This is a genomic window from Hydrogenophaga sp. L76 (assembly GCF_057654755.1).
The window spans coordinates 1,521,365-1,542,597 of record NZ_CM172807.1; the positions used below are offsets into that span (position 1 = coordinate 1,521,365).

Sequence of the window (21,233 nt, forward strand, 5' to 3'; positions counted from 1 at the left end):
GCACCAGCGCGCCCCCTAAACCCCCCCCAGCATGACAGAACGCACAAAAGGCCTTCTTCGAACGGTCACATGCCCCTTGCCGGCGATGCTGATCACACTGAGCCTGTTGCTGGCGGCCTGCGCCGTGCCCACCGCTCACGACAGCGCCGCGGTGTCTGCGCCCACCAGCCCGGCGGTACAGCCCGAAGGCGCGTCGGGCACGGCGCCCAAGCCGGGCTGGACGCTGCACCAGCACGCCGTGGCGGCCGCCAACCCCCTGGCCACCGAAGCCGGCGTGCACATCCTGCGCGCCGGTGGCAGTGCCGTGGACGCGGCCATCGCCGTGCAGATGGTGTTGACCCTGGTGGAGCCGCAGTCCAGCGGCATCGGCGGTGGCGCCTTCCTGCTGCACCACGATGGTCAACGTGTCCAGGCCTTTGACGGGCGCGAGACGGCGCCGGCCGCAGCCACGGAAGAGCTGTTTCTCGCGGACGATGGCCAACCCCTGCCCTTCATGCAGGCCGTGGTCGGCGGCCGTTCGGTAGGGGTGCCCGGTACCGTGGCCATGCTGGCGCTGGCCCACAAGCAGCACGGCCGGCTGCCCTGGGCCCGGTTGTTCGATCCCGCCATCCGGCTGGCCGATCAGGGTTTCCCGGTCAGCCCGCGGCTGCACACGCTGCTGCAGGCTGAAAGCGCGCTGAAGCAGGATCCAGTGGCCGCGGCCTACTTCTACCAGCGCGATGGCCAGCCGCACCCGGTGGGCCATGTGCTGCGCAATCCCGAGCTGGCTCAGGTGCTGCGCGACATCGCCGCCGTCGGACCGTTGGCTCTGCACGAAGGCCCGGTGGCACGGGCGCTGGTCGCAAAAGTGCAGCAGCACCCGGGCAACCCCGGTCGGCTCAGCCTGGACGACCTCAAGGCGTACCGGCCCAAGGAGCGGGAAGCCCAGTGCTTCGACCACAAGGCCGCACAACGCGCGCTGCGCATCTGCGGCTTCCCGCCGCCGAGTTCGGGGGCCATCGCCATCGGACAGATCCTCGGCCTGCTCGCGCGCACGCCGCAAGCCGATGCGGCGCTGTCGGGTGGCCTGCCCGGCCCCGACTGGCTGCACACCTACGCCGAGGCGTCCCGCCTGGCGTTCGCCGACCGCGCGTTGTACCTGGCCGACCCCGATTTCGTGGCACCACCGGCCGGACGCTGGGGGAGCCTGCTCGACGCCCGCTACCTCGACGAACGAGCCCGCCTGATCACGCCCGCCCGCGCGCCGCAAGCTGCCCCGGGCCAGCCCGGCGGCAGCGCCAGCGCCTGGGCGCCCATGCCGGAACAAGCCGAGTACGGCACCAGCCACATCAGCATCGTCGACCGGTTTGGCAACGCGCTGGCCATGACCTCCACCATCGAAGCCGGCTTCGGCGCCAGGCTGATGGTGAGCACCGACCCCTCGCGCCCTGGGGGTTTTCTGCTCAACAACGAGCTGACCGATTTCAGCTTCGCGCCCGCCGACGCGCAGGGCCGGCCAGTGGCCAACCGCGTCGAGCCCGGCAAGCGGCCGCGTTCGTCCATGTCGCCCACGCTGGTGTTCGACCGCGACAGCGGTCAGTTGCTCATGAGCACCGGCAGCCCGGGTGGCGCGCTCATCATCCACTTCACGGCCAAGACCCTGCTGGGCGCACTGCAGTGGGGCCTGAGCCCGCAGGCCGCGATCGACCTGCCCAACTTCGGCACGCTGGGCGGCCCCTTGATGCTCGAAACCGGCCGCTTCCCTCCCGCCACCGTGCAGTCCCTGCAGCAACGCGGCCACACGGTGAGCGAAACACCCATGCCCAGCGGTCTGCAGGCGATCCAGCGCGGCATGAAAAACGGTCAGGTGGTGTGGCTGGGTGGCGCCGACCCGCGGCGCGAGGGCATCGTCGCAGGCGACTAGACGTCGATGGCTTCGGCAGAGCCGGCGCGCTTGCGCAGCTCGAACTTCTGAATTTTTCCCGTGCTGGTTTTCGGCAGTTCACCGAACACCACGAACCGTGGCACCTTGAACCCCGCCAGGTGTTTCTTGCAGTGGGTCACGATCTCTTCGGGCGTGGTGTGCACACCGAACTTGAGTTCCACGAAGGCACACGGCGTCTCGCCCCACTTCGGATCGGGCCGCGCAACGACCGCGGCAGCCAGCACGTCGGGGTGGCGGTAGAGCACATCTTCCACCTCGATCGACGAGATGTTCTCGCCACCCGAAATGATGATGTCCTTGCTGCGGTCCTTGATCTTGAAATAGCCGTCGGGGTACTGCACCGCCAGGTCACCGCTGTGAAACCAGCCGCCGGCAAAGGCCTCCTGCGTCGTCGTCGGGTTCTTCAGATAACCCTTCATGGTGATGTTGCCCTTGAACATGATCTCGCCCATGGTCTCGCCGTCCTGCGGCACGGGTTTCATGGTTTCCGGGTTCAGCACGCGCACGTCGCGCTGCAGGTGGTATCGCACACCCTGGCGCGCGTTGAGCCGGGCGCGTTCACCGATGTCCAGATCGTCCCAGGCAGCGTGTTTGGCGCAGACCGTGGCCGGGCCGTAGACCTCGGTCAGCCCGTACACATGGGTCAGGTCAAAACCCATCTGCTCCATGCCTTCGATCATCGAAGCCGGTGGCGCTGCGCCCGCCACCATGGCCTTCACGCCGGCCGGCAAGCCAACTTTCATCGCCGCGGGCGCGTTGACCAGCAGGCCGTGCACGATGGGTGCGCCGCAATAGTGCGTCACGCCGTGCTCGCGCATGGCGTCGAAGATGGCCTGCGGGTCCACCCGGCGCAGGCACACGTTGACACCCGCGCGCGCCGCCAGCGTCCAAGGGAAACACCAGCCGTTGCAGTGGAACATGGGCAGCGTCCAGAGGTAGACGGCGTGCTTGGGCATGTCCCACTCCAGCACATTGCTGATCGCGTTCATGGCGGCGCCGCGGTGGTGGTAGACCACGCCCTTGGGGTTGCCGGTGGTGCCGCTGGTGTAGTTGAGCGCGATGGCGTCCCACTCGTCGGCGGGCAGGCTCCAGGCAAAAGCCGGGTCGCCGCCATCCAGGAAGCTTTCATAGGTGGTGCTGCCCACGGGCTGCGTCTCACCGGTGAAGAGGGCATCTTCCACGTTGACCACCAGCAAGGGCGATTTGTGCTGCCGCAGCGCCAGCGCCTTGCGCAGGGTGCCCGCAAACTCCGGGTCCACGATCACGACCTTGGCCTCGCCGTGGTCCAGCATGAAAGCAATCGCTTCCGGGTCAAGCCGGGTGTTGAGCGCGTTGAGCACCGCACCGGCCATGGGCACGCCAAAGTGCGCCTCCACCATCGGCGGGGTGTTGGGCAGCATCGCCGCCACCGTGTCGTTCTTGCCGATGCCGGCGCGCTGCAGGGCGCTGGCCAACTGGCGGCAGCGGGCATAGGTCTGACCCCAGGTCTGGCGCAGCGCACCGTGCACGATGGCCAGCCGGTCCGGGTAGACCTCGGCGGTGCGCTCGATGAACGACAGCGGCGAGATGGGAGCGTAGTTGGCCTCGTTGCGGGGCAGGTCCTGGTCGTAGATACTGGTCATGTGGTGTCTCCTGTCGTTCTTGTCGCGTGGGGGAGAATAGCCAGGTGGCCATACCGCAAACCTTCATCCAGGAACTGCTCAACCGTGTCGACGTGGTCGACGTGGTGGGCCGCTACGTCCAGCTGAAAAAAGGCGGAGCCAACCTGATGGGGCTGTGTCCGTTCCACGGCGAAAAATCGCCGTCGTTCAGCGTCAGCCCGACCAAGCAGTTCTACCACTGCTTCGGCTGCGGCGCCAACGGCAACGCCATCGGCTTCCTGATGGAACACGCCGGCATGAGCTTCATCGAGGCGGTGAAAGACCTGGCCCAGCAGGCGGGTCTGCAGGTACCCGAGGACGACGCCTCACCGCAAGACCGCGAGCGCGCAGCGTTGCAGCGCCAGAAGCAGGTGACGCTCAACGATGTGCTGGAGAAGGCCGCACACGCCTACATGAAGCAGCTCAAGGCCTCGCCGCGCGCCGTGGATTACCTCAAAGGCCGCGGTCTCTCGGGCGAGATCGCCAGGACCTTCGGCCTGGGCTACGCGCCCGAAGGCTGGCGCAGCCTGGCCAGCGTGTTCCCGGACTACACGGATGCGCTGCTGGTCGAGTCCGGCATGGTGATCGTGCACGAGGATGAATTAGGCCAGGACGGCGAAGCCAAGCGCTACGACCGCTTCCGCGACCGCATCATGTTCCCGATCCGCAACGTCAAGGGCGAATTCATCGGCTTTGGCGGGCGCGTGCTCGACAAGGGCGAACCCAAGTACCTGAACTCGCCCGAGACGCCGGTGTTCAGCAAGGGCCGCGAGCTCTACGGCCTGTTCGAGGCGCGCACCGCCATCCGCGTGGCAGGCTACGCGCTGGTCACCGAGGGCTACATGGACGTGGTGGCTCTGGCCCAGCTCGGCTTTGCCAACGCCGTCGCCACGCTCGGCACGGCCTGCACGCCGGACCACGTGCAGAAACTCTTCCGCTTCACCGACAGCGTGGTCTTCAGCTTCGATGGCGACGGCGCCGGCCGGCGCGCGGCCCGCAAGGCGCTGGATGCCGCCCTGCCTCTGGCCACCGACACGCGCAGCGTCAAGTTCCTCTTCCTGCCCGCCGAGCACGACCCGGACAGCTTCATCCGCGCTAACGGCGAAGAAGCGTTTGCACAATGCGTGAAGGACGCCGTACCGCTCTCGCGCTTCCTCATCGACGCCGCGAGCGCCGACTGCGACCTGACCAGCGCCGAAGGCCGCGCCCGCATGGCGAGTCAGGCGCGCCCGCTGTGGAGCGCCCTGCCCGACGGCGCACTCAAGCGCCAGCTGATCACCGAGCTGGCCAACAGCATCGGCATCGGCAGTGCCGACCTGCTGCAGCTCTGGCAACAGACCGGTGGCGGCGCGCGCGCCCAGCGCCCGTCGAACCACGAGTCCTTGGCGTCCCCAGCGCACGCCTATGACGGTGGCAGCCACACCCAGGACCACGGGGACCACACGGGAGGCGGCTACACCCAGTCATTCAGCCCATCAGGCGGAGGCACTTACGGCGGCGGCGCGAGCAGCGGCTACGGCAAAGGCACCTACGGCAACAAGGGCTATGGCAAGTGGCGCAAAGGTCCGCCCCCGCCGCCGCGCATGCTCGGCCAGCGCCGCGCGGGCGGCAGCCGGGCCGACCGGGCCGTGGGCCTGCTGCTGGCCAATGCCCAGGCCTGGGACACGCTGTCCGCGGACGACCACGCCATGCTCGCGCACCTGCCGGCGCCCCATGGGCCGGTGTTCGCCTGGCTCGAAGCGCAGTTGCACGAACACGGTCCCCAGCCCTGGGCGGCCCTGCGCGAGGCCCTGCGGGGTGGTGAACACGAAGCTTTTGCCTGCGGCCAGGTGGAGCAGGCCACCATGGGCGCCGACTCGGCGCTGGAGCTGGCCGAGTTGGCCGACGTGATGGACCGCCTGCGCGGTGACGCACTGGAGGCCTTGGCAGGCCTGCTGGCGGCCCGGGTACAGCAGGGCGATGCCACGGCGTATGAAGACTACAAAAGGGTCAACGAGCGCATCAAGGCCTTGAAAAGCGGCCCACCGGTATAATCTAGGGTTTTGCACCGCAAGCGCGACAGCAGCACCTCCGGCACAGGCCTGACCCCAGCACAGGGGCGACTCGGAACCTTTTCCTGGCCACCACAGCGACCCCACGGTCCTGACGGAAACCCGCAAGGGCTGCACACCAAATGTTCGCCCACACAGCTTGCAGGCCCGCCCTTTCCGGCGAAAGGTGGGCGTAGTGCCCGACAAAAACCACCGGAGTGACCGCCTGCGGCGACCTTTTGGCGATTTTTGTGAGTTCTGCCGGTCCTGTCTCTGCCATTTTTTTTGAGGTCCTCATGCCTGCGAAGAAGTCCAGTACGCCTGTCCAGTCCAGCACAAAAACAGCCACCAAGGCCAAAGCCGGCCCAGCCGCTCCCGAAGCGCCCAAGAAACCCTCAGTGACCGCCAAGATGCCTGTAAAACCCGCTGCCAAACCCCCCGCCCGCAAGACCGCCGACGACGAGCTCGACGTTGTCGACGCGAGCGCCGAGTCGAAGAAAAAGGCGGGCCGACCGGCCAAAGCCGCTCCGGCCGGCAAACCCGCTGCCAAGCGGGGCCGCAAGCCCAAGGCGGGGGCCAAAGAAGGCGCCGATCTGGATGACGCCGACCTGAGCGACATCGAAGACGACCTGACCGGTGAAGTCGAAGCCGAGACCGAAGTGGTCGACGCCACCGCTCAGCCGGTCGAGAAGGTCAAGCCGCTGCGCATGAAGATCAGCAAGGCCAAGGAGCGCGCGCTGATGAAGGAATTCGGTCTGGATGAAACCGTCCTGTCCGAAGAAGAAGCCAAGAACCGCCGCGAGCGCCTGAAGACCCTGATCAAGCTGGGCAAGACCCGCGGCTATCTGACGCACGGCGAAATCAACGACCACCTGCCCGACAAGCTGGTCGAGGCCGAGACGCTGGAAGTCGTGGTCTCGCTGCTCAACGACATGGGTGTGGCCGTCTACGAACAGACGCCCGACGCCGAAACCCTGCTGCTGAACAACACCGGCCCCACCGCCGCGACCGAAGAAGAAGCCGAAGAAGAAGCCGAAGCCGCCCTGTCCACGGTGGACAGCGAGTTCGGCCGCACCACCGACCCGGTGCGCATGTACATGCGTGAAATGGGCACGGTCGAGCTGCTGACGCGCGAAGGCGAAATTGAAATCGCCAAGCGCATCGAGGGTGGCCTGAACGACATGATGGCCGCGATTTCCGAATCGCCCGCCACCATCGCCGACATCCTGGCCATGGCCGAGGACATCCGCGAAGGCAAGGTCGTGATCTCCACCGTGGTCGACGGTTTTGCCGACGCCGATGCGGCCGACGATTACGTGGCCGAAGAGGACTTCGACGACTACGATGAAGCCGATGACGACGACGGCAAGGGCGGCTCCAAGGCCCTCACCCGCAAGCTCGAAGAACTCAAGCGCGAAGCGCTGACCCGCTTCGACACCCTGCGCGGCCAGTTCGAGAAACTGCACAAGACCTACGACAAGGAAGGTTACGGCACGCCGACCTACCTGAAGACGCAGCTCGCCATCACCGAGACGCTGATGTCGATCCGCTTCACCGCCAAGGCGATCGAAAAGCTGTGCAGCACGATGCGCAACCAGGTCGATGAAGTGCGCAAGAAAGAGCGCGAACTGCGCCGCATCATCGTGGACAAGTGCGGCATGCCGCAGGACAAATTCATCGCCGACTTCCCGGCCAACCTGCTGAACCTGAAGTGGGTTGAAAAGCAGGCCGCTGCCGGCAAGCCCTGGAGCGTGATCATGCAGCGCAACATCCCGCCGGTGCAGGAACTGCAGACCGGTTTGATGAACATCCAGAGCAGCGTGGTCGTGCCGCTGGCGCACCTGAAAGACATCCACAAGCGGATGAACTCGGGCGAATCGACCTCGCGCGACGCGAAGAAGGAAATGATCGAGGCCAACCTGCGTCTCGTGATCTCGATCGCGAAGAAGTACACCAACCGTGGCCTGCAATTCCTGGACCTGATCCAGGAAGGCAACATCGGCCTGATGAAGGCGGTGGACAAATTCGAATACCGCCGCGGCTACAAGTTCTCGACGTATGCCACCTGGTGGATCCGCCAGGCGATCACGCGCTCGATCGCCGACCAGGCGCGCACGATCCGCATCCCGGTGCACATGATCGAGACGATCAACAAGATGAACCGCATCAGCCGCCAGCATTTGCAGGAGCACGGTTTTGAACCCGATGCGTCCATCCTGGCCGAGAAGATGGAGATGCCGGAAGACAAGATCCGCAAGATCATGAAGATCGCGAAAGAGCCGATCTCGATGGAAACACCCATCGGTGACGACGACGATTCGCACCTGGGCGATTTCATCGAAGACCAGGCGAACACCGCGCCGATCGAGGCTGCGATGCAGGCCGGTCTGCGCGACGTGGTCAAGGAAATCCTCGACAGCCTGACACCGCGCGAAGCCAAGGTGTTGCGCATGCGTTTCGGCATCGAGATGTCGACCGACCACACGCTGGAAGAAGTGGGCAAGCAGTTCGACGTGACGCGCGAGCGCATCCGTCAGATCGAGTCCAAGGCGGTGCGCAAGCTCAAGCACCCGAGCCGCTCGGACAAGCTGCGCAGCTTCATCGATTCGATGTAATCGGCGGTCTTTCTGACTTGCCTGTAGAGGGAGCCTTTGGCTCCCTTTTTTTTTGCCTGCCTGGTTGGCGGGTGCATGGAGCGCCGGGTACTTAACTCCGCTCATGTCCCCCGGAACGGGCTGCGCCCGTTCCTCCTCCTTTACTTCGCTGCGTCAAGCACCCGACGCTCCATGCACTGATGCCGTGTGGGCGCGCCTGCGGTGGCGAGCCAGCAACGTGTCTGGTTCGAAGCAGTCGGGTGTTCTGCATAGCGAAGTAAAGGAGGAGGCGGCGGAACGCCGCCGGGGGACATGAGCGGCGCAGAGCGCCCGGCTGTTTCGAACCCACCAACCATGCAGGCACGAAAAAAAGGGAGCCAAAGGCTCCCTCCCTCGAATCACGACAAGAACAACTTCAAACCGTCTCCAGCGCCAACACCCCGGTAGCGGTGTTCGAAATCGGGATGTGGTAATTGCTGTGCACCTTGCGCACACCCGAACCACCGGCCGTCAGCGCCGCGCGCATCGCCAGCCACATCAGCAGCTCCACGCCCTGCGTGCCCGCCTTCTCCACCAACTCCAGATCGCTGAACTGCGTTGCCCACTCGGGGTTCGTTTCCATGCTGTCCAGGAACTGCAGGTCGAACTTCTTGTTGATGAAGCCCGCGCGCTCACCGTCCAGCTGGTGCGACAGACCGCCCGTGGCCATCACCGCCACGCGCTTGTCGCTGTCCCAGCTCTGGATCGCCTCACCCACCGCCTTGCCCAGCTTGTAGACCCGCTTGGCCGTCGGCAACGGGAACTGCACCGTGTTGATGTCGATCGGCACGATCTGCACCGGCGCCACCTCGTGCTCGGGCCAGAACAGCTTGAGCGGCAGCGTGCAGGCGTGGTCCACCAGCATCTCCTGGCAGGTCACGATGTCGAACTCTTTCGCGATCAGCTGGTTGATGATGTGCCACGACAGCTCCGGGCAACCTGCCACGGGTTTGCTCGTGGGAATGCCCCAGCCTTCGTCGGCGTTGCTGTAGGTGGCAGCGGCGCCCACCGCGAAGGTCGGCATCTTGTCGAGGAAAAAGTTCAGGCCGTGGTCGTTGTAGAACACCACCACCACATCGGGCTTGACCTTGCCCAGCCAGTCGTGAATCGGCGGGAAGCCGTCGAAGAAAGGTTTCCAGTAGGGCTCGTTCTGCAGGCCCTTGTGGATGGCGCCGCCGATGGCGGGGATGTGCGATGTGGCCAGGCCACCGATGAGTTGTGCCATGTCTGTTCTCCTGTGTTCAACACTGCTCGTTGGCCGCGACGAGCTTGGCCTTGAACTCGTCCTTGCTCATGCCGGTCTGCTGCGCGCCGATGTCCTGCATGTCCAGGCCGAAGATGCCGGCGAACTTGGCCAGGTAGTAGGCGTTGCCGCCGGCCGCGATCAGGGCCAGCACCTGCTTGGAGCGGATGGCCCCGGCCTGTTCCTCGTTCAGGCCGTACTGCTGCATGAAAGCCTCGGGATCGGCCACGAAGGCGTCGCGGTTGGCCTTGTCATTGAACGAGAAGCACATCTTGTTCAGGGCATAGCCCTTCTGTGCCGCACTGCCGTCAAACGGTGTGGTGCCGGGAATCGTTTTGCTCACATTCGTCTCCTGCGTGGGGTGGATTGACTTGGGTCAAGCCGCCAGTATTCCCAACCCATTGCCAAAGATAAACCGATGAATGATCATATGACCGATGAGCAAATTCGATTGGTCGGACCTGGATGCCCGCCTGCTGCAACTGCTGGTGACGGTGGTGGAGGCCGGTAGCGTCACCCGCGCAGCGCAGTCGCTGGGGGTCACGCAGTCGGCCGTCAGCCACCAGCTCGACAAGCTGCGCAGCATCACCGGCGACGCGCTGTTCGTGAAGAGCGGGCGCGGCATCGTGGCCACCGCGCGTGCAGGCGATCTGGCCGTGCAGGCGCGTGAACTGCTGCGCCAGTTGCAGGGCTTTGCCCACACGGGCGCGTTCGACCCCGCGCGCTGGCAGAGCACGGTCACCATCGCCGCCAACGACTTCCAGCGCGACGTGCTGCTGCCCGCACTGGCGCAGGTGCTGCGCGAACAGGCGCCCGGCGTGGTGCTGCGCATCATCCCGTCGGACATCCCCAGCCTGGAGATGCTGCGCGACGGCGTGTGCGACATCGCCATCAGTCCGCGCCCACCCGAAGGCAGCGACATCGTGCAGAAACGCATCTTTGAAGACCGCTACTGCGTCTACTTTGATGCGACGGTGCGCGAGGCGCCGGCCACGCTGGCCGAATACCTCGCCGCCGATCACGTCACCGTGGTCTACGAACCGAAACGCACGATCTACCTGGACCGCACGCTCGCCGCGCAGGGTATCCACCGGCGTTTTGTCGTCATGGTGCCGGGCTTCGGCGGCCTGCCCGCGTTCCTGCGCGGCAGCCCGCTGCTGGCCACGGCGCCGGCCCTGCTGCACGACAGTTTCATGCGCGAATTCGCCCGGGCAGAAGTGCCGACGCCCTGCCCCACGCTGCCGATGTACATGATCTGGCACCGGCGACACCAGGACGACGCCGCCCACCGCTGGCTGCGCGAACGGCTCGACGCGCTGGCGCCAGGCGCGGCGGCCAGGTCACAAAACAATGCGCGCTGATCACGTCACTGGCGGGCGCTGCGCCTCGCGCCAGCGCTGTGGGCTCAGACCGGTGCGGCGCTTGAAAAAACGGGAAAAGTAGGCCGGGTCCTCAAAGCCCAGTTCCAGCGCCAGGCTGGCCGCGGGCGCGGCGATGTACACCAGCCGCCGGCAGGCCTCGCGCGTGAGGCGCTCGTGCACCAGCTCCAGCGCGCTGCGCCCGCTGCCCGCGCGCGCCAGGCGGTTGAGCCGCTGTGTGGACAGCCCCAGGCGCGAGGCGTAGCGCTCCAGCGGCCAGTGCTCCAGAAAATGCTGCTCCACCAGCAGCAGGAAGCGCGTGAACAGCGCCTGGTGCTGGTGGGCGCGCTCGCCGCCCTCGCGCTGGCCCTGCTCGCTCGCGCGGGCCAGGCGCCAGACCACGGCCCGCGCCAGCCACTGCACCACCGGCGCGTCGGCCGAGCCGGGCAAGGCGAACTCGGCAGCCAGCTCCCCGAGCTGCACGCTCAGGCGCTGGACCTCGCCATCGTCGGGCGAAAAATGCAAGACCCCCGGCGCCGAGAAAAGTGCCTGGAACGCCTCCCCCACGGCCTGGAACTCACCCTCCACCAGAAAACGCGCGCTGAGCGTGAGCACGCAGCCATCGGTTTCGGGTGCAAAAACGAAGCCGTGCACCACCCCCGGCGGCACCACGATGGCGGCCGGCCCGGCCACCGAGGCGCGCCATTCATCCAGCACCACCTCGGCCGAACCTCCTTGCAGCCAGAGGATCTGGTACAGGCCCTGGTGCACATGGGGCTCGATCTCCCAGTGGTAGAGCCGGCTGCGCGACGCCACCGACTCGATGTGCAGCATGTCCTGGCCGGGCGCCGCGGCCTCGCCGTAGAGCGCAAAACGCGGGATGGCCACGGGCTGGCCGCGCGAGGGCCGGGTGCGTGGCGGGGTGTCGTTCGTTTGAGGCATGGCGGAACACCTTGATTCAAAAGTACAAGAATTATCCCTGCTAAGTGCAGTGCCAATACGAGCCGGGAGGCCTACAGTCCGTACCGGATTCCACCCACAGGAGACAGCGCCATGAGCTTCCATTTCGACCCTTATTCGCCGGCCGTTGACGCCGACCCCTTCCCTTATTACAAGCAACTGCGCGACGAGGCGCCCTGCTTCTGGAGCGAAGAAGCCCAGATGTGGATCCTCTCGCGCTACGCCGACATCGTCTCCGCCGGCCAGGACTGGCAGACCTACTCCAGCGCCAGCGGCAACCTCATGACCGAGCTGCCCGGCCGCGCCGGCGCCACGCTCGGCAGCTCCGACCCACCCAAGCACGACCGCCTGCGCGGCCTGATCCAGCACGCGTTCATGAAGCGCAACCTGCTCGCGCTGGAAGAGCCCATCCGCGATGTGGCGAAGCAGGTGTTCGGCCAGTTGAAAGGCACGAAGCAGTTCGACTTCAAGGAAGTTTCGTCGCAGTTCACCGTCAAGGTGCTGATGGCAGCGCTTGGCCTGCCCATGGGCGACGAGGCCATCGTGGACGAACAGATCGTGCGCGACAACGCTGTGTTGATGGTGCAGAGCGACGCCCGCACCCGCGCCAAGGGCCCGGAGCACATCGCCGCCTACAACTGGATGCAGGAGTACGCCAGCAAGGTGATCGCGATGCGCCGCGCCGAACCGCGCAACGACCTGATCAGCAACTTCGCGCTGGCCGAGATCGACGGCGACCGGCTGGACGACCGCGAGGTGTTGCTGACCACCACCACGCTGATCATGGCCGGCGTCGAATCGCTCGGCGGCTTCATGATGATGTTCGCCTACAACCTCGCCACCTACGACGAAGCCCGCAAAGCCGTGGTGGCCAACCCCGAGCTGCTGCCCGACGCGATCGAAGAAAGCCTGCGCTTCAACACCTCGGCCCAACGCTTCCGCCGACGCCTGATGAAAGACGTGAACATCCACGGCCAGACCATGAAGGAAGGCGACTTCGTCTGCCTGGCCTACGGCAGCGGCAACCGCGACGAACGCCAGTACCCCAACCCCGACGTGTACGACATCACCCGCAAGCCGCGTGGCCACCTCGGCTTTGGCGGCGGCGTGCACGCCTGCTTGGGCACGGCCATCGCGCGCCTGGCGGTGAAGATCGCCTTCGACGAGTTCCACAAGGTGGTGCCCGACTACAGCCGCGTGGCCGACCAGTTGCCGTGGATGCCCTCCAGCACCTTCCGCAGCCCGCTGGTGCTCGAACTCAGAGCCGCTTAAGGCGTTGCCACTACCATCGCGCTGCCTGCAACCGGGCAGCGCTTTTTACATTCTGGAGACACCATGGCAAACATCACCTTCATCGAGGCCAGCGGCCAGACCACCACCCTCAACCTCGCCGACGGCTGGAGCCTGATGCAGGGCGCGACCGCCAACGGCGTGGACGGCATCGTCGGCGAATGCGGTGGCTCCTGCGCCTGCGCCACCTGCCATTGCTACGTGGACGAGCTGCTGGCCGGCGTGCTGCCCGCGCCTTCGCAGGGCGAGCTGGACATGCTGGAGAACGTGGTGGCCGAGCGCCGCCCCAACAGCCGCCTGGCCTGCCAGATCAAGGCCGGCCCCGCGCTGGAAGGCGCCGTGGTGCACCTGCCGGAGTGCCAGGAATGAGCGCCGAAACCAGCGCGGCCGGCATCGTCATCATCGGCGCGGGCCAGGCCGGCGTGATGACCGCCGAAGCCCTGCGCACCGGTGGCTTCGAAGGCCCCATCACCCTGCTGGGCGACGAACCCCACGGACCCTACCACCGCCCGCCGCTCTCCAAAGCCTGGATGGCCGGCGAGATCGAAGCGGCCCAGTTGGTGATGCGCGCGCCCGAGATGCTGGCGCGCAAGAACATCGCGCTGCGCACCGGCGTCACCGTCAAGGCCATCGACCGCAGCGACCAGACCGTGATCCTCGGCGACGGCAGCGCCCTGCCCTACACCGGCCTCGTGCTCGCCACCGGCAGCACGCCGCGCGCCCTGCCCCTGCCCGGCGGCGACGCGCCCGGTTTGCTGCCCCTGCGCACACGCGACGACGCCAGCGCCATCGCCGACCGCCTGGCCGCGTGCATTACGCAGCAGCGCCCGGTGGTTGTCATCGGCGGCGGTTTCATCGGCCTCGAAGTGGCGGCCACCGCGCGCAAGAAGGGACTGGAAGTCACCGTGCTCGAAGCCGCGCCGCGCCTGCTCGGCCGCGTGCTCGCACCGGTGCTGAGCGACTGGTACGCCGAGCTGCACCGCGGCCACGGCGTGCAGCTGCTGCTGGGCGCGCAGGTCGCAGCCCTCGAGACCGGCGCCGACGGCGCGGTCAGCGGGGTGAAGCTGGCCGACGGCAGCGTCATGCCCGCAGGCCTCGTGGTGGTCGGCATCGGCGTCAGCGCCAACGACCAGCTGGCCCAGGCCGCCGGGCTCGCCTGCGACCGCGGCATCGTGGTCGACGCCTGCGGCCGCACCAGCGACCCGCTCATCGTGGCCGCCGGCGACTGCACCGCGCGCCGTCTGGCCGACGGCAACCTGCTGCGGCTCGAATCGGTGGGTAATCCCCCCAATTTCCACAGTCCGCAGAAGTAGAACGGTTATGCAGCCATGGCCAGATGCTGCTTTGGGGTGAATCCGCCCAGGGCCATGTTCGGGCGGTCGTGATTGTAGGACCACATCCATTGCGTGGCGAAGTCCTGAACCTCTTCAAGGCTTGACCAGTGATACTGGGATAACCATTCGTATCGCACCGTCCGGTTGAACCGCTCAACGTAGGCGTTTTGCTGCGGCTTACCAGGCTGGATGTATTCGATCTGGATGCCCCATTCACTGGCCCAGTTCTGAATGGTGCCGCTGATGTTCTCCGGCCCGTTGTCGCAACGAATCACCAGCGGCTTGCCTCGCCAGGCAATGATCTGCTTCAGCGCCCGGATCACCCGCTCACTGGGCAGCGAGAAGTCCACCTCAATGCCAAGCGCCTCACGGTTGAAGTCGTCGATCACGTTGAACAAGCGCAGATTCCTGCCGTCCTCCAGCCTGTCGTGCATGAAGTCCATGGACCAGACCTGATTGATAGCCTGCGGCACGGCCAATGGTTGCGGCTTCTCCCGCATCAGCCGCTTGCGTGGCTTGATGCGCAGGTTGAGCTCCAGCTCGCGGTAAATGCGGTAGACCCGTTTGTGGTTCCAGCCAAAATTCTTCACGTTGCGCAGGTACAGGTAGCACAGGCCGAATCCCCAGTTGCGGTGGTTGTCCGTCAGGCGCATCAGCCAGTTGGCAATCTCCTCGTTCTCGGCGTTTTGTTTGCACTCGTAGCGGTAGCAGGATTCACTGATCGAGAACACCGCACAGGCGACTCGTATGGCGACGGCACGCTGCTGCACGACTTCCTTGGCCATCTCGCGCCGACGAGATGGCCGTGTTACTTTTTTGCGAGGTACTCGTTGGCGATTTCAGCCTTGAGCTTCTCCTCCAGATACATCTTCCTGAGGCGCCGGTTCTCGTCTTCAAGCTCCTTCATGCGGGCCATCATGGAGGTGTCCATACCGCCGAACTTGGCACGCCACTTGTAAAAAGTAGCGGTACTGATCCCCACCTCCCGGCAGATCTCTGGCACCGCCAGACCGGCCTCAACTCGCTTCAAGGCAGCCATGATCTGGCTGTCGGTAAATCTCGACTTCTTCACGTAGAACTTCCTTCTTGGAAAATTCTACTTCTGGGAACTTTGGTTTTTCGGGGGGATTACCGGTGCAGAACGCCACCGAACAGGGCAAGAGCGCCGCCGCCGCGCTGCTCGGGCAAGAGCGCCCCTTCACCGCCACGCCCTGGTTCTGGAGCGACCAGTACGACAAGAAGCTGCAAATGGCCGGCCTCTCCATGGGCGCCGACGGCTGGGCCGTGCGCGGCGACATGGCCGGCGGCACGTTCACCGTCTACCACTTCAAGGGCGACCAACTCATCGCCGCCGACAGTGTCAACGCCAGCAAAGACCACCTGCTGGTGCGCAAGCTGCTCGACGCCGGCGTCTCACCCACGCGCGAGCAGGCGGGCGATGTGGGATTTGATCTGGCGAGTCTGCTGGTGAAGTGATCCAACGCGCGAGGATCAACCCTCGCGCGCCTTCACCACCAGCTCCGCGTAGCCGGTGGCGACATCCGGCTCGCGCGTGAACGCCCATTCGGGCAGCAGGGCCAGCAACACTTCGACCGTGGTTCGCACCCGGCAACCCGGCGCCACGTGGCCGCCGAACACCTCGCCCGTGGCGGCCGCCACGGCCATGTACAAATGCGAATGCCCTCGCCCGGCATCGCCCGCGGCCCCCACACCCACCGTGCCCGACAGGCTCAGGATTTCCGAGTCCCCGCAGATGCACAGCGGCTCGTCCGCCCCGGCGAAGCGGATGCGCGCATCCACCAGACTGCCGATGCCCGAGAGCACGAACGCAGCTTTGCAGCCTTGTGCGCGCACGGCGGCTTCGAGCGCTTCGCGCAAGTCCTGGCCGGGGGTGAGGCGGAGGGGGAGGGTTTTCATTTGCTCAATGTATATCGGCACGGGCGCAGCCCGGTTGGCATCGGTCATTTGCAAACTGGAACAACCGCAGTACATGAATTTGGTCAAGGCCGGGACACAGGTTCTGCGCTGCATTCACTGTTCGGGAATGCCTTGAATATTGATCGGCTTGTTTTTAGAGGATGGCGATGAGCTCAGCAACGATCCTTACTTCGCCGTTTGTATTCTCATCAATTTCCAAGATTTGATAGCTGGGGTCATCGCTATCCGGCCTTAAGGACACGCGCGTATGTGTCCACCCACCCTCGTCACTCGCTCGCTTCTCGCTTGAATACACCTTGACTGTATAAGCGCCACTCAGATCAGGATCTTCAATGGATCGGTGCTGTGCCACCACCACTTTTCCCACTCTACTGCCTTGTGGATTCAATCGAAACAGACACCAAGCACCATTTGGAATGCGTCGATTCATGGATTCACCAACGACTTGAGCTACAAACAAGCCCGGCTGTGGTCTGAAGATATTCGGCAACTCTACCCATGCAGTCTCATGGGAGTCAAATGACTGCATTTCGCTGAACATGCCTGCTGCCAGTTTTAGATCCACCAGTGGTACTGCGTTCTTGTACTGATTGACCAGCCCGGGCTCCAGTCGTTTGAATGGCAGCACATTGGTCGAGTATCTAGAGTCGGCTGCGGGAACCGATTGCTGAAGTACGACTGCTGAAGTGTGTGCTTCGGCAGAGATGCGAGACCGAAAGTATTCGGTCGTCTCCCGGTCCGTGCAGTAGACGTAACAGCCTTTCATTCCACGTGTCATCAAAGTCCGGTAGGTATTTTTGATGATCAAGTCCAGATGCTTCCGGGTCTTCTGAGCGTCCTCCTTCATCATCCTCCTCCAACCCCGGATCGATCTATCCGAAGTCGATCGTTTCTCGGGCTGGCAACGTACTTGTCCGTCCCGGACCACAAAGTCATCGCCAACAATCACGCCGATATAGTCAACCTCAAGCCCTTGGCAGGTGTGGATGCAACCGATTTCTTCTACCGACTCTGGAGCTACGATCCACAGGCTTCCGTCCTTGGTCAGATTCCAACGTTTGTTGAAGCCATGCTGTGGTATCATCACGTCAAACGCGGATGGGTCCTTCTTGCTAGCCCAATTCCAGCAGTAGCCTGCCACCACCCTAGCCTTGTTGTTTGTCTTGTTTTTTTCAGCAATCCGAGCATGCAATTCAACTGGGGAATCAAAGACTTGGAAATCGAAGGAGTTGGCCTCCAGCAAGGGGTTGGCCGTGACGCGCACTCCAAGCGTATGGTCGAGCCAAGCCAGATACCCGTCCGATCCATTGCATCGAAACTGGGAGGCAATTTCCATTTTGGAAACTTTCGCTCCCGCTTTTATTGACCACTGCTCAATGGCTTGTTTGCCTCCTATGTCCTTGAAGGTGACACGCTGATCTTCGTCCACGAAAAATATTGCACACTTGGTAGCATTGATGATTTCCTTGATCTGATTCTCACCCCGATTCTCATATAGTCCGGACTTCTCATTGAGACGGTGTGCCTCGTCCACGATCAAGGTATCGAAAGCGTTTTCCTCTGCTTCAAGGAAAGCACCGGAACCTGAAAAGAGATTGGAAATGTGAGTCTTACGGAAATGTCCGGTCAATTTGCTTTCGTAGACCGCACGCGGCGCAGCATTCTTCGAAACATAGCGACAGTTTTGACCGGCCTTGGTCAAGGCTGCCAACAAATTGATGGCCAAAACGGACTTCCCGGTACCTGGACCGCCCTCAACGACAAGGACCCTCTTGTCACTCGCGATGGCCTGTCGAGCCTGCGCCATCGCGCTCTCATACACCACCTTCTGGTCGTCAAGCAAAACAAACTCTGCTTGTCCCCTGAGCATCCCAAGCAAGCTGTCAGCTAACATTTTTGAAGGTCGAATACGACCGTTTTCAATCTTGTACAAAAGATTGACGTTGTCACCGTGCTTGACATGGCGCTTGATGAAGTCACGTAGCTTGGTACGCTCAGAAGGTCCCTTCAGGAAGACCGGTGCCCGCTCTATGTATGGGTGATAAAAATCGTGCGCAATGACGTTGTCAGGGATGTAGTTGTGAAGGTATACGCAGGGGTGCAAAGCCACGCTACCTGAGTACACGGTCTCATTGAAACCTTCGAGAAGCGCAGCGTAAGACCATGCCTGATACGACGGGTGACTGACTTCCCTGTTCGAACCTCCAACATAGGTCGACACGATCCCGTCCTTATCGGTTCGCTGCGATTTTTCCCACTGCTTAAGTTCAACGATGATGACCTTAGGGGCCCTGTCCTGATCCAAACCAGTCAGGATGAAATCCACACGCTTGCCTGTCTGCGGAATGTTGTATTCAATGGCCACGCCCGCATCCGCAGGAATATCGTCATCCGTGAGCACAATGGCCATGGATCGCAGAGAAGCTTGCCAAGATCTGACTTCCGCAGCGCCGACCTTGTGCCCTAGCTTCTTGATGAATGCTTCGCGGACGATCTCCTCAATATCTGTGCTGTGGACCTGTTCCAAGAACCTGGATTTCGTTGCCTGATAAACAATCACATGAATCCCTGATGAGTCACGGGAACCGCTTGCCAAGCTTGCGGCGGACTGGCCTAAAACTCCGAGTATTTTTTGCTGTTACCACGTGCCAGCTCAACTGGATACTTTGCTGCGTTTGATGCGATCTTGGTCCTAGCTGCCTCAACCAGATCAATGCCCAAGCCGTCACACAGTTGCAAGATGTACAAAAAAACGTCTGCAACCTCAGCGGATATTTCACCCCTTTTTACTTCCGACAGGTGGCGACTCTGATCCTCAGTCATCCATTGGAAATGCTCCAACAACTCCGCTGCCTCGACCGTCAACGCTGAGGCCAGGTTCTTCGGCGAATGAAACTGCCCCCAATCCCGCGCTTTGGCAAAGTCTCGCAATTGTTGGGTCAATGTATCCAGATCGTGGTTCATCGGGTCATTCTAGGCGAGCGCCCTGCGTGACCAGTGCCCCTAGCGCTCCTACACCCACCGGTGGCTCCGGCAACCAAGGCAGCACAAACGTGCGTTTCGCCAGTCCGCCCGCAATCCGCTCCGTCTGCCGTATTTCGCCCGCCAGCCGCGCCTGCAACAGCGGATCGGTCGTGCCGGTGGCGGCGATGCTTTTGTTGATGACCCAGGCCCAGGGTTCGATCTTCGCGCGGCGCAGGTCGTCTTGCAGCGCAGCGGCCTGGCTGACCGGGGTGACTTCGGGCAGGGTGACGATGATCACGCGCGTCATGCTGCCGTCTTGCAGGCGCATGAGCGGCGTGATGATGTGCAGGCCCTTGCCTTCGGTCTTGCCTTCGTACTGCTGCACCATCTGCCGGTGGTAGGCGCCGGTGGCGTCCATGAGCAGCAGGCTGTGGCCGGTGGGCGCGGTGTCGAGCACCACGAAGGCGCTGCGCGCTTCGTTGACCACGCGGCTGAAGGCGTGGAACACGGCCACTTCTTCGGTGCAGGGCGATTGCAGGTCTTCGAGCAGCAGGGCTTTGCCGGGTTCGTCCAGGTCCTTGCCGCGCGTGGCCATGATCTTGGCGATGTAGGCGGCGGTCTCGGCCTTGGGGTCGATGCGGCCGACCTTGAGACCTTCCAGGCTGCCGTTCAGCGCATCGGCCACGTGGGCGGCCGGGTCGGTGGTGGTGAGGTGCACGCTGTGGCCGCGCTGCACCAGGCCGACGGCGAGTGCGGCGGCGATGGTGGTCTTGCCCACGCCGCCTTTGCCCATGACCATGATGAGGCCGTGGCCCACCGCGGCGAGTTCGTCGACCATGCGGCTGAGCGGTTCGGCGGGCAGCGCGGGCTTTGCCGACGCAGGCGCCGGGGCGGTCACGTCGCCGCCTTGCAGCAGCGCACGCAACGCGGGCAGGCCCACGGTGTCGAAGGCGCGCAGCGGCACCTCGTCGCGCGGCAGGCGGGCGAGCGCGTCGGGCATCTCGCGCAAAGCCTGGTGGCCGAGGGCTTCGATGGCGTTGGCGATCGGGTCGCTGGCGCTGATGGCGTGGAACACGCCGTTGACGGCGAGGCGCTGGTTGGCCAGGCCGAGCTGGCTCAGTTCTTCGGCGGTGCGCGCGGCTTCCTGCATGGGGCGCGGGTCGGGCCGGGTGACGAGCACCACGGTGGTGAGCGCGGGGTCGCTCAGCGCCTGCAGCGCGGCGTTGAAGCGGGCTTCCTGCATCTTCAGGCCGGAGTGCGGGCCCAGGCAGGAGGCGCCGCGGTCGTTGCCGGCGAGGAAGCCGGTCCAGGCCTTGGGCAGGCTCAAGAGGCGCAAGGTGTGGCCGGTGGGCGCGGTGTCGAAGACCACGTGGTCGTAGCCGCCGTCGATGCCCTCGCCCGCCAGCAACGCGGCGAATTCGTCGAAGGCGGCGATCTCGGTGGTGCAGGCGCCCGAGAGCTGTTCGCGCACGGTCTGGCGCTCGTCGTCGCTGGCGCCGGCTTCGAGCTGCGCGAGCACGCGCTGCCGGTAGGCCTCGGCGGCGGTGTCGGGGTCGATGTTGAGCATCTGCAGGCCCGGCACACCGGGCACGGGCACCGGCCGGTTGGACAGCGGCACGCCGAGCATTTCGTCGAGGTTCGACGCCGCGTCGGTGCTGACCAGCAGCACACGCTGGCCCGCGTCGGCCAGCGCGATGGCGGTGGCGGTGGAGAGCGAGGTCTTGCCCACGCCCCCCTTGCCGGTGAAAAACAGGAAGCGCGTGGGCGCGGTGGCGAAGCCGGGGAGGACAGCAGTGTTCATGTCAACAGCATCGCACACCCCCGACCCGCCGGCCATGGCACGCAGCAAAAACGCATGACCTGGCGTGCAGGCCACGGCAGGGGCACCGTGACCCGCTTGCGGGCGGTTGGCGCCGCCC

At 64.3% G+C, this 21,233-nt stretch carries 17 protein-coding genes; 8 read left to right on the plus strand and 9 right to left on the minus strand.

What is annotated here, in order from left to right:
• The first annotated feature begins 85 nt into the window (after positions 1–85).
• A complete protein-coding gene (locus AC23D4_RS07220) occupies positions 86–1,903 on the plus strand; it encodes a gamma-glutamyltransferase family protein (RefSeq protein ID WP_472888023.1) in 1,818 nt (605 codons plus the stop codon).
• On the opposite strand, the gene AC23D4_RS07225 is transcribed toward AC23D4_RS07220, so the two are convergent.
• A complete protein-coding gene (locus AC23D4_RS07225; RefSeq protein WP_472888022.1) occupies positions 1,900–3,546 on the minus strand; it encodes an acyl-CoA synthetase in 1,647 nt (548 codons plus the stop codon). The genes AC23D4_RS07220 and AC23D4_RS07225 overlap by 4 nt on opposite strands.
• A gap of 44 nt (positions 3,547–3,590) precedes the next feature.
• Here AC23D4_RS07225 and dnaG point away from each other — a divergent pair, with 44 nt between their 5' ends.
• On the plus strand, positions 3,591–5,597 hold the full coding sequence (gene dnaG, locus AC23D4_RS07230) for a DNA primase (protein WP_472888021.1): 2,007 nt from the start codon (positions 3,591–3,593) through the stop codon (positions 5,595–5,597).
• A gap of 293 nt (positions 5,598–5,890) precedes the next feature.
• Complete coding sequence (gene rpoD / locus AC23D4_RS07235; protein WP_472888020.1) at positions 5,891–8,209, plus strand: RNA polymerase sigma factor RpoD; 2,319 nt, start codon at positions 5,891–5,893, stop codon at positions 8,207–8,209.
• A 394-nt stretch (positions 8,210–8,603) separates the two neighbouring features.
• Here the strand turns inward: rpoD and AC23D4_RS07240 are convergent, their stop codons facing one another.
• Complete coding sequence (locus AC23D4_RS07240; protein ID WP_472888019.1) at positions 8,604–9,452, minus strand: class III extradiol dioxygenase family protein; 849 nt, start codon at positions 9,450–9,452, stop codon at positions 8,604–8,606.
• A gap of 16 nt (positions 9,453–9,468) precedes the next feature.
• Positions 9,469–9,813 (minus strand): protocatechuate 4,5-dioxygenase subunit alpha, encoded by a 345-nt coding sequence (locus AC23D4_RS07245; protein ID WP_472888018.1) that lies wholly within the window; start codon positions 9,811–9,813, stop codon positions 9,469–9,471.
• A 94-nt stretch (positions 9,814–9,907) separates the two neighbouring features.
• Between AC23D4_RS07245 and AC23D4_RS07250 the strand changes: the two genes are divergently transcribed.
• Positions 9,908–10,831 (plus strand): LysR family transcriptional regulator, encoded by a 924-nt coding sequence (locus AC23D4_RS07250; protein ID WP_472888017.1) that lies wholly within the window; start codon positions 9,908–9,910, stop codon positions 10,829–10,831.
• Here AC23D4_RS07250 and AC23D4_RS07255 read toward each other — a convergent pair whose 3' ends face one another.
• Positions 10,832–11,770 (minus strand): helix-turn-helix domain-containing protein, encoded by a 939-nt coding sequence (locus AC23D4_RS07255; protein ID WP_472888016.1) that lies wholly within the window; start codon positions 11,768–11,770, stop codon positions 10,832–10,834.
• Between the two features lie 111 nt (positions 11,771–11,881).
• Between AC23D4_RS07255 and AC23D4_RS07260 the strand changes: the two genes are divergently transcribed.
• The 3 genes from AC23D4_RS07260 to AC23D4_RS07270 all read left to right on the plus strand — a co-directional run bounded on the left by AC23D4_RS07260 (position 11,882) and on the right by AC23D4_RS07270 (position 14,391).
• Positions 11,882–13,060 (plus strand): cytochrome P450, encoded by a 1,179-nt coding sequence (locus AC23D4_RS07260; protein WP_472888015.1) that lies wholly within the window; start codon positions 11,882–11,884, stop codon positions 13,058–13,060.
• A 63-nt stretch (positions 13,061–13,123) separates the two neighbouring features.
• Positions 13,124–13,447 (plus strand): 2Fe-2S iron-sulfur cluster-binding protein, encoded by a 324-nt coding sequence (locus AC23D4_RS07265; RefSeq protein ID WP_472888014.1) that lies wholly within the window; start codon positions 13,124–13,126, stop codon positions 13,445–13,447.
• Complete coding sequence (locus AC23D4_RS07270; RefSeq protein ID WP_472888013.1) at positions 13,444–14,391, plus strand: NAD(P)/FAD-dependent oxidoreductase; 948 nt, start codon at positions 13,444–13,446, stop codon at positions 14,389–14,391. Before AC23D4_RS07265 ends, AC23D4_RS07270 begins: the two co-directional genes overlap by 4 nt.
• A gap of 5 nt (positions 14,392–14,396) precedes the next feature.
• Here the strand turns inward: AC23D4_RS07270 and AC23D4_RS07275 are convergent.
• Positions 14,397–15,484, minus strand: a protein-coding gene (locus AC23D4_RS07275; RefSeq protein WP_472887725.1) for an IS3 family transposase whose coding sequence is annotated in 2 segments (ribosomal slippage) — positions 14,397–15,232 and positions 15,232–15,484 — 1,089 coding nt in all. Because the reading frame shifts where the segments join, the coding sequence is not laid out codon by codon here.
• A 62-nt stretch (positions 15,485–15,546) separates the two neighbouring features.
• Between AC23D4_RS07275 and AC23D4_RS07280 the strand changes: the two genes are divergently transcribed.
• Positions 15,547–15,888, plus strand: coding sequence for an oxidoreductase C-terminal domain-containing protein (locus tag AC23D4_RS07280; RefSeq protein WP_472890444.1), 342 nt, complete (start codon positions 15,547–15,549; stop codon positions 15,886–15,888).
• A 15-nt stretch (positions 15,889–15,903) separates the two neighbouring features.
• Here the strand turns inward: AC23D4_RS07280 and AC23D4_RS07285 are convergent, their stop codons facing one another.
• The 4 genes from AC23D4_RS07285 to arsA form a co-directional block, all read right to left on the minus strand.
• A complete protein-coding gene (locus AC23D4_RS07285; RefSeq protein ID WP_472890445.1) occupies positions 15,904–16,329 on the minus strand; it encodes a PPC domain-containing DNA-binding protein in 426 nt (141 codons plus the stop codon).
• 154 nt (positions 16,330–16,483) lie between these two features.
• Entirely contained in the window at positions 16,484–18,877 is a 2,394-nt protein-coding gene (locus tag AC23D4_RS07290; protein WP_472890446.1) for a DNA/RNA helicase domain-containing protein, read from the minus strand.
• Positions 18,878–18,963: 86 nt separating this feature from the next.
• On the minus strand, positions 18,964–19,314 hold the full coding sequence (locus tag AC23D4_RS07295; protein WP_472890447.1) for a nucleotide pyrophosphohydrolase: 351 nt from the start codon (positions 19,312–19,314) through the stop codon (positions 18,964–18,966).
• Between the two features lie 4 nt (positions 19,315–19,318).
• Entirely contained in the window at positions 19,319–21,115 is a 1,797-nt protein-coding gene (gene arsA, locus AC23D4_RS07300; RefSeq protein ID WP_472890448.1) for an arsenical pump-driving ATPase, read from the minus strand.
• Positions 21,116–21,233: the final 118 nt, after the last annotated feature.